9 protein-coding genes and 1 pseudogene are annotated in these 12,910 nt (G+C 48.0%); 3 read left to right on the top strand and 7 right to left on the bottom strand.

The features are described 5' to 3' along the window. Positions 1-696: 696 nt before the first annotated feature. The 3 genes from DWZ16_RS12365 to DWZ16_RS12355 all read right to left on the bottom strand — a co-directional run bounded on the left by DWZ16_RS12365 (position 697) and on the right by DWZ16_RS12355 (position 2,986). A complete protein-coding gene (locus DWZ16_RS12365) occupies positions 697-1,701 on the bottom strand; it encodes a PDDEXK nuclease domain-containing protein (protein ID WP_333489841.1) in 1,005 nt (334 codons plus the stop codon). Between the two features lie 110 nt (positions 1,702-1,811). Beyond that, positions 1,812-2,447: a type IV toxin-antitoxin system AbiEi family antitoxin domain-containing protein gene (locus DWZ16_RS12360; RefSeq protein ID WP_243022024.1), complete on the bottom strand. Its 636-nt coding sequence runs from the start codon at positions 2,445-2,447 to the stop codon at positions 1,812-1,814. Between the two features lie 212 nt (positions 2,448-2,659). Further along, entirely contained in the window at positions 2,660-2,986 is a 327-nt protein-coding gene (locus tag DWZ16_RS12355; protein ID WP_243022023.1) for a TnpV protein, read from the bottom strand. Between DWZ16_RS12355 and DWZ16_RS12350 the strand changes: the two genes are divergently transcribed. After that, positions 2,888-3,505 carry a LysR family transcriptional regulator substrate-binding protein gene (locus DWZ16_RS12350; protein ID WP_243022022.1) on the top strand — a complete coding sequence of 206 codons (618 nt, stop codon included), beginning with the start codon at positions 2,888-2,890 and terminating at the stop codon, positions 3,503-3,505. The two genes, DWZ16_RS12355 and DWZ16_RS12350, sit on opposite strands and share 99 nt — an antisense overlap. A 27-nt stretch (positions 3,506-3,532) precedes the next feature. On the opposite strand, the gene DWZ16_RS12345 is transcribed toward DWZ16_RS12350, so the two are convergent. Continuing rightward, a complete protein-coding gene (locus tag DWZ16_RS12345; protein WP_118522953.1) occupies positions 3,533-6,379 on the bottom strand; it encodes a translation factor GTPase family protein in 2,847 nt (948 codons plus the stop codon). A gap of 356 nt (positions 6,380-6,735) precedes the next feature. Between DWZ16_RS12345 and DWZ16_RS12340 the strand changes: the two genes are divergently transcribed. After that, positions 6,736-8,106, top strand: a complete 1,371-nt coding sequence (locus tag DWZ16_RS12340) for an MATE family efflux transporter (RefSeq protein ID WP_118522952.1) — start codon at positions 6,736-6,738, stop codon at positions 8,104-8,106. A gap of 193 nt (positions 8,107-8,299) precedes the next feature. Here the strand turns inward: DWZ16_RS12340 and DWZ16_RS12335 are convergent, their stop codons facing one another. The 3 genes from DWZ16_RS12335 to DWZ16_RS12325 form a co-directional block, all read right to left on the bottom strand. Beyond that, positions 8,300-9,157, bottom strand: a complete 858-nt coding sequence (locus DWZ16_RS12335) for a DUF975 family protein (RefSeq protein WP_118522951.1) — start codon at positions 9,155-9,157, stop codon at positions 8,300-8,302. A 276-nt stretch (positions 9,158-9,433) separates the two neighbouring features. After that, complete coding sequence (locus DWZ16_RS12330) at positions 9,434-10,078, bottom strand: AAA family ATPase (protein ID WP_118522950.1); 645 nt, start codon at positions 10,076-10,078, stop codon at positions 9,434-9,436. A gap of 30 nt (positions 10,079-10,108) precedes the next feature. Then, on the bottom strand, positions 10,109-11,395 hold the full coding sequence (locus DWZ16_RS12325; RefSeq protein ID WP_118522949.1) for a galactokinase: 1,287 nt from the start codon (positions 11,393-11,395) through the stop codon (positions 10,109-10,111). Positions 11,396-11,978: 583 nt separating this feature from the next. On the opposite strand from DWZ16_RS12325, the pseudogene DWZ16_RS12320 reads away from it, so the two are divergent. Further along, positions 11,979-12,908, top strand: a pseudogene (locus DWZ16_RS12320) (TIGR01212 family radical SAM protein); the annotation flags it as partial. Positions 12,909-12,910 lie beyond the last annotated feature (2 nt).

The raw sequence follows: 12,910 nt of genomic DNA, 5'->3' as shown, positions 1-12,910 counted from the left end.
AGGATTTATAACAACATTTTACTCATTGGTCAAAGGATTTATAACAACATTTTACTCATTGGTCAATGAAAGGAGATTACTATAGAATCACGAATTATAAATCAAAACATGAAAAATGCTGTAATATTATTATTAAAGAATAGACACATTAAAAACCCTGAATCACTTACGCAAAACACTATTAATTCATTCACACACACAAACTCTAGAGGTATCTCACATACCTACTATGTGTTTAACAGTTACTGTGAATACAAGCGTTTTTCTTGTAATGTTCAGCACAAACTATATAGATTAAATTCATTCTACATTATTGAACTTTTATAAGATATTTTCTTTCCCTCCACCTTGTCATCCGTATAAAAACCGTAGTCCCTTTCCTATCACTCCACCACGATTTGCTCCGTTTTATCGCACTTCATCGCCACTTATAGCTGTACTCAAAGTCCTGCCGTGGCAGATGAAAAGTATTTTTATCATTGTTTTGTTTCTCCTTGTTTTGCCCAGTAATGCCCTGTTTTGCAAGGGTTTCTGGGGTTATTGTGATATGCTTTGAAATTACAAATTGTGGCAGATTGGAGCAGAACCCTGCAAGTTGTTACTACCTGTTAGTAGTAAACTTGGTAGTAAAATATAAAGTGTTACTACTAAGAATTTTTTAGCTTTTTATCTTGCTTTGTTTTTCGATTCTTAGGTTTATTTAATCCGTTTCTGAATATCTTCAACAGATGGCAGTTGCTTTTCCAGATTATCCGGCAAACTACTGGTTATTTTGTATTCGCTTACACCAATCGGCTTTGAAATATCCTTGAGTGAATATTCTGCGACCACATTATTTTTGCTTTTGCACAGAAGCAAACCAATGGACGGATTATCCTGCTCTTTTTTCAAAATGCCGTCCACGGCTGACAGATAAAAGTTTAGCTGACCAGCATATTCCGGCTTGAAATCACCGGTTTTCAATTCGATAACTACATAACAGCGAAGATTCAGGTTGTAGAACAACAAATCAATGTAAAAATCATCACCGCCCACATTCAGGTGATACTGATTCCCCAGAAATGCAAACCCTGTTCCAAGCTCCAGAAGGAGCTTGGTGACATCCCTAACAAGTGCCTGCTCAATATCCCGTTCGAGCATATCTTCCCGGAAAGGAATAAAATCAAATACATATGGGTCTTTCATTGTCTGCACCGCAAGTTCACTTTGCGGAGACGGTAAGCGGTGATCAAAATTTGTAACTTTATCTGCCAGAACCTGTCTCTGATACAAGTTGCTTTCAATCTGATGGACAAGAACATTTCGAGACCAGCCGTTTTCCGCTGACTTTTTAATATACCATTTACGTTCATCCATATCAGCGACCTTATCCAGAAGAACTATATTGTGACCCCATGGAATTTGTGCAACAACCTGTTGCACAAATTCTCGGTCTGGATAAATCTCTGCGAATTTTGCCATATACTTCAAATTACGAACAGAATATCCTTTGCTTTCTGGAAAAGCAATCCGAATATCTGCTGCAAGGTTATCAATAAACTTGTTTCCCCATGATTTATGTTCATTGATTACGCAACCAATATCATAATAAAGAAGCAGCATATCTGCATTTACATGAACTGCCGCACGATATTGTGCCGCAGTAATTTCACTCTTAATATTTTCAATAATGGAAATATACTCAGCCGTATTCATTAACATACTCATCGTCTCGCTTTCACATAATTCCTATCATTATTTTCTCTATATAAGATGCTCATAAACAATTTTTAAATAATTCAGGTAACCACATGAGCACAGATACAACAATATCAGCCCTCCAACAGAACCGACATCAATTCATTGACCTTCTTGTACACTCTTAGTTTTTTGGCATATATGGAAAGATTTTGCAAATTTTTCTTCTCATCCTTTGCATAAGCGTTCAATGCCTTACTAAATATTTCATGATCAAGCCTTGAACGATATTTGAAGCAATCACAAATCGTACGCTCTCGATCATATACGGAGAGCTTAACCCCGTAAAAATCATCCGTTACTCTCCCCAGCTCATATATTTCTGGTTGAACATAATACGTTTGCAAAGCCAGTACATCTACATCCAGCTTTGTCCGGGACATAGATCTCGGTACAGCAATAGACCATTTACGAGGTGCAAAGCCACTATAGCCATAATGAAAAAGAGCCGATTCCACACAAATAATTGCCTTTGGAATCAACGCTGCAATGAGTTGTTCTTCAGAAGATGTATCCGCCTCAGCAAGTTGATAATATCCGTGTCGAATGCGATCAAGGTATCCGGCATTGCACATGTTTACTACATCAGCAGCATGAATTCCTGCCTGAACAAAATCTGCTGCTTTGGCAATGCCATCCTTTTCTATAATAACTTGTTTTGCTATCGTTCTAATATCCACGTGTTCACCAACTTTCGTTTTTAAAATCACTCACATTTGTTTTCTTTCTGTGTATGTATTTATTATAACAGATGTACTTTAATAAGCAATAATTTTACGCACATTTATTCAAGATTTGTAAGTGAAATTTTGCATTAATTCGCATTAAAATATTTCACATACAAAAAAGTAAGCTTTTTTCAAAAAAGACTGGATGCAATCTCCCGTAGAATAACATCCAGTCTTGCTTATTTTACTCTTTATTACAGAACCAACTCATGAATCACAATCTCTTCTGCCCGGTTGTAAATGTTGTTCATAGCTTGTACCCATGCCATCTGATTCTGTTCTTTCAATTCGTCCGTTACATTCTCCGCTTCCTGCATCTGCTTAATAATAAACTGTAATCTGTTCTCTGCCTGCTCGTTCAAATCGGCAAGGTAAGTCCAGAGCTGGCCGTCCAGAACCAAATCATTGAACATCATTGAATTGTGCTCCTTCAGATACTCTCGGTGCATCCACCCATATTTCCCGATAGGGCGTTCCTCATTGGGAAGCTTCCGATCCGGGATGTAGTAATCTCCAACCAATATGTATTCGATATTGTTGATACTCTTAGCTCCCATCTGTGCAGCCTGCTTCAGGAACAGGCGCTTGATTTCTGTATCATCAGCCGCCGCGATGGGATCGATACCTTCATTCCACTCTGCGAGAACACAATCTGCATCTGGGTTCCGCAGTCACACCCGGCGGTTGAGATGGGCATTTATCCGCTTCAGGATCTTGCCAATGAAAATTATATTTCCATTCACCCCAACATGGAAACAGATAATTCCCGGCTTCTGGCAAAGCACCACATCACGCCCCATATCTGCGCCTCGACTTCCGATGTCCCGGCTGCATGGACGATGGTCGCCGCAGGAATGGGCGTTACCCTGATCAACCGCATTTTATCCCGACAATGGGATGGACCGGTTGTGACACTGCCTCTCGACACTTCCCCGTCCTTTGAGATCGGCATCGCCGCCCCCGTATGGGAAATGCAGTCGCCTGCGGCAGCAGAACTGATGAAATTTATGCAGAAGGATCTGATTCATGCCTTCGAGTAATCTATACGAACATCCGCTTTTTATACATTATTCGTCCTTCTTCACCTGCCGCAGCACCTCCTCCGGCACCGAATCCAACAGATAATTTTTATGTCCGCTATGCGGTCGGTTGGTATGCTCACGTGTCTGATTCTTCACACGGTCTACCTCTTCCTCAAAATCCCGCGCCGAATACAGCCCGCAGCCCTGCCCACGGATGATGATCTGTTCCAGACGGTCGGAGGTCGCTACCATCACCGTATATTTCCGCCCATTTTCATGGGCAAATTTCTCGATGTACTGGTCAGCTGTCTCCGCCTCTTTCGTAAAGACTACATGAATGTTGTGGTAATCCGTCACCTCCGTCCGGTGTCCCTGCACCCGGTAGGCGTCGAACACCGCTATCACCTCGATACCGCGGCTTCCCTGATAATCGCAGAGAATATCCAGCAGCTTACCACGGGCGCTATCAATGTTGATCTTCGCCAGCTCATTTAACTCATCCCAGGAGAAAATAATGTTGTAGCCATCTACCAGCAAGTATTCCCGTACCGCCGATGCCATTTTCCCTTTGGAGCCGCCGGTTCTGCTGCCCGCTCCGCCACTTTCCGGCGCTTTGCCTGCATGTTCCAATTTTCCTGCATTTCCAGCCACAGAACTTCCCGATTTTCCTTCACTTCCAGATGCCAAAGTTTCAGCTGTCCCGACTTTCGAATCGCTCTTCTGTCTCACCGCTTCCTGCCTCCGCGCCGTCTCTCCGTACACTCCGGCACCATAGGTTTCCGCCGGGCGTTTGCTCTTTCCGCCCCACCGGCGTTTTCCGCCGTCTTCCTTTTTATTTGCATGGTAGGTGCGAGCGAGAATCGCATCGACCTCGTCCGTTCCGATCCACATTTCTTCCGAAGCGCCGCCGCCCTGTCCATCCGAGGAGCGCGCACCCAGCTCAGGGATCGCCTCCATCCGCCGCTTTCCATTGGACGCACCCAGGCAGCTTTCCAGATGCATATAGTCTTTGACCTCATCCCAGTTGACGACAAATCCCACTCCGTGCGTACAGAAAACAGATCCGCTCGGGTTTGCCAAATCCGCATCCGCATCATACCCGGCTGCCGCAATGATTTCTTCTTCATTGTGGCATGGTCCGTAGCCATCGAGCGTGCAGATCATCTGTCCCAATCCGCCCGTGTACGCCGTCACCTCCGTCTGATATCCATCGAGCGCCGATACTGGGGCACGTCCGGTTAATATTGCCTCCCCGTCCTCCAGCACCGGTCCCTCAAAAACGGCAAACCGCCGCTCCAGATCAGTCATCGCACGTCCTACCATCTTGTCCGGTATCGTCAAATGAAAAGCATAAAACGGTTCCAACAACACCGAATGCGCCTGCATCAACCCCTGACGAACCGCCCGATACACGGACTGTCGGAAATCGCCACCTTCTGTATGTTTCACATGGGCACGTCCCGATTTCAGCGTAATTTTCATATCCGTGATCGGCGCCCCGATCAGAACGCCCCGGTGTACCTTTTCTTCCAGATGCGTCAGCACCAGCCGCTGCCAGTTTTTACTTAAAATATCTTCGCTGCAATCGGTATCAAACACCAGCCCGCTGCCCGGCTCTCCCGGTTCCAGAAGCAGATGTACCTCCGCATAATGGCGCAGCGGCTCAAAATGACCGACGCCCTCCACCGTATCGGTGATAGTCTCTTTGTATACAATACTGCGTCCGCCAAAGCGCACCTCGACTCCAAACCGCTCCGCAATCAGGCTTTTTAAGATCTCCATCTGGATCTCGCCCATGATCTGGGCGTGGATCTCCTTTTTCTCCTCTTCCCACACGATATGCAGCTCCGGCTCTTCCTCCTCCAGCTGCAGAAGCTTCGGAAGCATAGCCGCCGCATCTACATCATACGGAAGTTCCACCCGGTAGGTAAGAACCGGCTCCAGCACTGGTTCTGCTCCCATCTCACAGCTTCCCAGCCCCTCGCCCGGTTTCGTGTGCAAAAGTCCCGTCGCCGCACAGATCATGCCCGCCGGTGCCTCGCTCACTGCCTCATACTTATCGCCTGAATACAGGCGGAGCTGATTTACCTTTTCCTCGCCGATCCGGTCTTTGACATGCAGCACGCCGCCCGTGATCTTCATATAAGTCAGGCGTTCGCCCTGGTTGTCGCGCACAATTTTAAATATTTTCGCCCCAAATTCGTCCGGATACACTGGTTCCAGCGTATATTCTTCCAAACCGCGCATAAATTCTTCCACGCCCGTATTTTTGAGCGCCGAACCAAAATAACACGGAAACAGATCCCGGCTGGCAATCCGGCTGCGGATCGCATCTTTAGACACCTGTCCCGTCTCCAGAAATTCCTCCAATTCCGCTTCGCCGCTGACTGCTGCCTCTTCATAGAAACTTTCCGTCCCGTCCGCACCAAAATCAACGAAGTTGCCGCCCAGCGACTCTTTTAGGTCGCGCAGGACCTCCTGTTCCCGTCCCGGCGCCAGATCCATTTTATTGATAAAAAGGAACGCCGGAATCTGGTAGCGCGCCAGCAGCCGCCACAGCGTCCTTGTATGCCCCTGCACGCCGTCTGAACCGCTGATGACCAGCACCGCATAGTCCAGCACCTGAAGCACCCGCTCCATTTCCGCTGAAAAATCCACATGTCCCGGCGTGTCCAAGAGCGTCACATCCATATCATCCCATGCAAGCCGCGCCTGCTTGGAAAAAATCGTGATTCCGCGCTTTTTCTCCAATTCATATGTGTCCAGGAACGCATCGCCCTTGTCCACCCGCCCCAGATGGCGGATCATGCCGCCCGCATAGAGCATCGCCTCTGATAATGTTGTCTTCCCCGCATCTACGTGCGCCAGGATTCCCACCGCCAGTCTCTTCATGTATGTTACCCTCATTTCCGTTCTATATGAAAAAGAATGTGCCTTGGCACATTCGGGCGTCTCGCGCAGTCGCTTGCGACATGTTTCTGCTTCGCGCGAGTGCGCATCCTCGCGAAGCGTTTTTTTGTTTCATAGGACGCAATTTCCTATGAAATAAAAATCACTCTACCCGTTATGATACCATGTATGTCACTGATTGTAAAATACCGCGTGCTGACCAGCCCGCTTCTATATCACAAAAAAAGTGCCTCTATTTTTCTTTTTTTCGTGATTTTTCGGATTGCCAATTTTATGTATTTCTTATAAAATCTACTCTCAGAGTTTTATAATCGTTTTTTAGAAAGGATGATTTTTCCATGAGCCGCTCTTCGCAACGCTCTACCATAAAAGATATGACAAATGGAAACCCGGCGAAGCTGATTCTGGGCTTTGCGGTTCCGATGCTGATGGGACTTTTATTCCAGCAGTTTTACAGCATGGTCGATACGATCATAGTTGGAAAATTTCTCGGCGTTGATGCGCTGGCTTCGGTCGGTTCCACCTCTGCCATCAACTTTATGATTAACGGTTTCGTCATCGGCGTCTGCACCGGCTTTTCCATTCCGGTTGCACAGCGGTTCGGCGCACAGGATTACAAGGATATGCGCCGTTTCGTCGCCAATGCCGGATGGGTCGCCTCCTGTTTTGCCGTGATCATGACCGTGATCGTCTGCCTGATGACACGCCAGATTCTCGTCTGGATGCAGACGCCGGACAATATCATCGACGGCGCGTACAGCTACATTTTCTTCGTATTTGCAGGCATCCCGGCGACCTACCTGTACAATACGCTGGCGGGCATCATCCGTGCGCTCGGCGACTCCAAAACGCCGGTCTATTTCCTGATTTTATCCAGCCTTTTAAACATTGCGCTGGATCTGCTTTTCATCGTACAGATCGGAACCGGCACCGCCGGAGCTGCCTATGCAACTGTTATCTCTCAGGCAGTATCCGGTATTCTCTGCCTGATCTATATGAAGAAAAAATTTGAAATTCTGCATATGCACCGTGAGGAAACGCGCATCAGCGGCAGACACATTTACATTCTCTGCAAAATGGGTGTGCCGATGGGACTCCAATACTCGATCACCGCGATCGGCTCGGTTGTCATCCAGACTGCCATCAACTCCTTAGGTTCCATCGCAGTTGCCTCCGTCACCGCAGGTCAGAAGATCGGCATGTTCTTCTGCTGCCCGTTTGACGCACTGGGCGGCACGATGGCAACCTACGCCGGACAGAACGCCGGTGCCGGAAAGGTAGACCGCATCCGCCAGGGCGTCCGGTCCGCGACTCTCATCGGCGGCATCTACTCCATTGCGGCGTGCATCGTGCTGACCGTGTTTGGCGGCGTGATTCCGCTTCTCTTCGTCGATGCCTCGGAAACAGTTGTAATCCATCAGGCGCACCAGTTCCTGACCTTCAACTCCCTGTTCTACATACCTCTGACAATCGTCAATGTATGGCGTTTCACGATTCAGGGAATGGGCTACAGCCTGCTCGCCATCCTGGCAGGTGTCTGCGAAATGATCGCCCGCGCCATGGTCGGCTTCCTGCTGGTGCCGATCTTTGGCTACATCATCATCTGTTTTGCCTCGCCGCTTGCATGGCTGCTCGCCGATGCATTTCTGATTCCGGCATTCTTCTATTGCCAGAAACATTTGCTGTCTGAGAAAGCACGGATGGACTAAAACAAAATAAATAATACAACTCAAAAAAACTCCTCAGAAAGCTTTCATTTTGACCACTTTCTGAGGAAATTTTTGATTGCAGATTCTTATTTTGGGCTTTCGCCAATTTGATTTTCAAAGATTTTTATTGTTCCGTCTATCCTTACACAAGCACAGTTCTATGCAAATGATTTCATTTTTGTACAGACAGAGTTCACGCATTTTCACTTTTCTCCGGCTCATTCTCACTCCACTTATCCTGCATTTCTATCTCTTCTATTTGCCTCTTCTCATCCCGCACGTCCCTATAAAATGCCGCAAATGCCGCCTCCTCATATGGGCGCAGAAACAGATAGCCAATATTGAGCGGTCTCATTAGCACTGCCAGAAACAGCACTGCCAGAAACAGCACGGTCACACCACTGAGCCTTCCCTGTGTATACAAAAGAACCGCTGGTATTATATATTGAATGCTGCAGATCAGCCGCCAGCCGATAAAGCTAAAGGTCAGGCAGAATAAATTCCATTTTTTCCCATCCATCAGGCGGCGCGACTCGGTGATCGCCTCGTTAGCGGAATATTCTGGATGTTCCATCAGCACATATGGTGTCATCGCATAGCTGTACGTCTTTATAAACCCCGGAACGAAAAACAGGCAGGTCCAGCAATATATATAAAAGCCGCGCACAAATACCATCGCCACGCCATCTGTGATCCGCGAAAACTGGGAAAATAAATCAGAAAAGGACGCTTCCTTTTTCTCTGCCAGATTCAGATGGAAACGGGCGTATCCCATCTGCCCCGCACCTCCAATAATAACCACCATCAAGCCCCAGATAAGCAAAAGCACCCAGGGCAGAAGCATGCTGCGCATCGGAAATACCTGCGTCAGCACATTCTTCACTTCCGGTCGTGCCTGTATCACTTTTTGCAGCTCTGATATTCCATTTGGCGCCGTATCGGCAATCTCCGCACCGATCAGGGACGCTGCTAATCCCGTTCCCATCGCAAGTTTCCAGTTTCCGCGCAGTGTCTCACGCGCCATTTGCCTAAATTCAGATGCACTTCTCATTCTTTCGCCCCCTTTCTTTCTGAAATCATTGTATCATTTTTCTATCTTGACCGTCAATATACCGCTTCAAACCGTAAATAATTTGTAATAAGGTCGTAATGATTCTACTGTCGTCAAAGGCAAATTCAGAATGCCGGAATCACTCTCCCAGCATTCTGGGAGCTGATTGAGCTGGCGATCCGCTGGTACTTCTCATCTTACAAATCTGCCCTGCTTCCTGCAATCTTCAACTGAAATTTTTAGCCTGCATCACAGACAGGTTGTTTTCATTTTCCCCTACTTCATATACCCGCGCAGCTTCACATATTCCTTGATCAGCTCCGCCGTCTCGTCCAGTCCGAGGCGGGTCGTATTGATCGGAAGATCGTAGTTCTTCATGTTTTTCCAGTCATTTCCAGTAAAATATTTATAATAATTCTTCCGCTCATTCTCAATCTTCCGGATGCGCTTCTTCGCTCTTTCTTCACTGATGCAGTCTACTTCCATAACGCGCTGCACGCGGCGCACACGGTCGGCATAGACAAAGATGCGGACCAGATTTTCGATCTCCTCGTCTTGATCCAGCACATAGCCAGCCGCACGGCCTACAAATACGCACGATTCCTGTTCTGCCAGCTCCCGCATCACCATCGCCTGGAATTTAAACAGGTTATCCGGCGATGTCACATCGCCTTTCAGGGACGGCTTTCCGAACACATCTGCCTTCTTCGCGCCAGCCAGACGGTGAAGCAGGTTGTTTCCCGCTTTCTCATCCGCTAAACGGAAAAATTCCTCTCCGACCGCACTCTTCTCCGACGCCATCTTTAAGATCTCATCGTCGTAGAAATGAAGCCCCAGCTCCTCTGCCAGCTTGCGTCCCACAATACGTCCGCCGCTTCCGTACTCCCTCTCGATTGTGATAATCAAATTTTTATTTCCCATAAACTCCACCGCCTTTCCAGATCCCAATTTTTAGATGCGCTCGCTCACGCAGATCGCGCCGTGCGGGCGGATGCTCATGCGGTATACATTGCCCTCTCCGATCGCATTTTCAATGTATTCTGTATACTCGTCCACCAGATCGTTCGGAATCATCGCCATGATAACACCGGCAAAGCCGCCGCCATGAACCCGGCACGCGCCGCGTCCTTTTTTCGCGATAAACAATTCCGTCAGCGCCAGTGCAATGCTGATGCCCTGCTCCTGCACGTCTGCAGTCGTGTATACATTCTGAAGCCATTTCCAGGAAGAATTGCCCGAAGCTGTGATTCCCTCCAAAAAGGCAGCAAAATCATTTTCCCGAGCCTTTACTTCCTGCTCCACTCTCTTATTTTCCTCAAAGAAATGGAACGCACGCATCACGGAACGGTCTCCCGCAAATGCACGCACTTTCGCCAGGTTTGCGATCACCTCTTCCTCGGAAATCTCCGCGCAGACCTCTTTTCCAAAGTACTGTGCTACTTTTTTCATCTCGTTTGGAACGGAAGAATAATCTGCGCTCAGATCCGCGTGGCCTTTTCCCGTATTTACAATCATCAGGCTGTGATCCTGCGCGCCGAAATCAAAATCAATCTTCTCCACAACCGGCGCTTCCGGATTTTTAAAATCGATCGTAATCAGACCGCCGACCGCGCACGCCATCTGATCGAGCAGACCCGACGCCTTGTTCCAGAACTTGTTTTCTGCATATTTTCCGATGTGGGCGTAGGTGACAACATCCATCTTTCCCTCGTTAAACATCGTATTTAACATAGAGCAGATCAGCATCTCATAGGAAGCCGAAGAGCTGACGCCCGCCGCGCTGATAACATTGCTGGTAATGTATGCGTCAAATCCGCCGACCTTGTATCCTCTCTCCTCAAAGCCCTTTAAAATGCCCTTTGTCAGGTCGATGGTGCCGCTCATACCCGTGCTCGGTTTCAAGTCGCTTAAATGGATGCTGAAATTTTGATGAAATGTCTCACTTAATATGCGGATCGTGTCGGTTCCGTTCGGTGCCGCCGCGCCGACGCAGTCCAGGTTGATGCTGCCCGCCAGCACCTTGCCATGATTGTGATCGGTGTGGTTGCCGCTGATCTCCGTCCGTCCCGGGGAAGTAAACAGCTTGATATCACGTTCCCCATATGTTTTCTCAAAGCGCTCTGCCACATAGCGGTAACGCGCCCGGTTCTCCTCCGCTTTCTCTGCCCCGTATAATTCTGCCATCAGCACTTTCGTTTTCTCAGATTCCAGCTGTTTCAGTGTTTCTTTGACTGACATATCCATTCTCCTTTTCCCCAAATTGTTTGTTACTGTTCACGCATACGTGCCCAGTAACGGAATTTGCCGTGGCTTCGCATTTTAATACGGCAAATTCCTGCTGCCACCACGTTTTCTTACGGCACTTTCGGTTCCAAAAGTGCCTACCCGTGAACAATTGTTTCCTTTATATGATTATGATTTCAGATATTTTGATTCAATCTGACTTCTTGTATGTATTATATCATAACTCACGAACCTGCGCTATCGCGCTCTACCGCCCTGCTTCGCATGGCTGTTCGTTCGTTAATGGCGCAAGAAAAGAATATGTCTGCTTCGCAGCCGCATTCTTTTCTTCTGCGCTCATTATATCATTTTCCTCAAAATGCCTCAATACGATATTCTTTCGTGTATTTACAAAATGCTGTGGTTCTGGTAAGCTTTCATTTATATGTAATATTTTTGGCAACTGTTCAGTTACTATTTTTGATTAAAACACAGGAGTTCCTATGAAATCAACGACTCAATCCCATATATCATTACCTGAAAATTTCATCATACCCCCGCCGCCTCCAATGGTCGGTCATTTTCTGTTCCACCCCGCCGCTACTCCGACGGCCGCCCTTACTATTCGTTAAATGCATGGCTGAAAGACCAATTTGGGCAGAAAATCTACAAGCTGGCGCTCGACGGCGGCATGACCTGTCCCAACCGGGACGGTACGCTGGGAACGGGCGGCTGCATTTTCTGCAGCCACGGCGGTTCCGGCGATTTTGCAGAGCCGGCTCACACCTCCGTGACCGAACAGATCGAAGCGGCAAAGACGCGTGTCGCAAATAAAATAAAGGGTGGAAAATATGTCGCATATTTCCAGTCCTACACAAATACCTATGCGCCTGTCTCCTATCTGGAGCCGCTTTTTTCCGAAGCAATCGCCCACCCGGATGTGGCTGCTCTGTCCATCGGAACTCGCCCGGACTGCCTGCCGCCGGATGTCATGGAGCTTCTCGCCCGCTTAAACCGTCGAAAACCGGTCTGGGTGGAACTGGGACTTCAGACCATCCATGAGGAAAGTGCCGCGCGCATCCAGCGCGGTTATTCCCTCCCGGTCTTTGAAAATGCCGTCCGTGAACTGAAAGCCGCCGGTCTGACCGTCATCGTCCATGTCATTCTGGGGCTGCCTGATGAAACGAAAGCCCAGATGCTCGATACCGTCCGCTATCTGGCCGATTTCCAGCCCGCCATCGACGGCATCAAACTTCAGCTTCTCCACATTTTACGCGGCACGAAGCTGGCAGAGCTCTACGAACAAGCACCTTTTCCGATCTTTTCAATGGACGAATACATTGAGCTGCTGATCGAATGTATCCGCCTGCTGCCGCCCGATATGGTCATCCACCGGATCAGCGGCGATGGACCGAAAAAATTGCTGGTCGCACCGGAATGGAGTGGAAATAAGCGGGCGTTTTTGAATACGTTTTCCAAGGCACTGAGGGAAAGCGGGTGTTTTCAGGGGCAGGATTTCACGAATTGATT

The organism is Clostridium sp. AF29-8BH (genome assembly GCF_003478145.1).
Classification (GTDB): Bacteria; Bacillota; Clostridia; order Lachnospirales; family Lachnospiraceae; genus Otoolea; species Otoolea fessa.
This window is presented reverse-complemented; position numbering and strand designations above follow the sequence as displayed.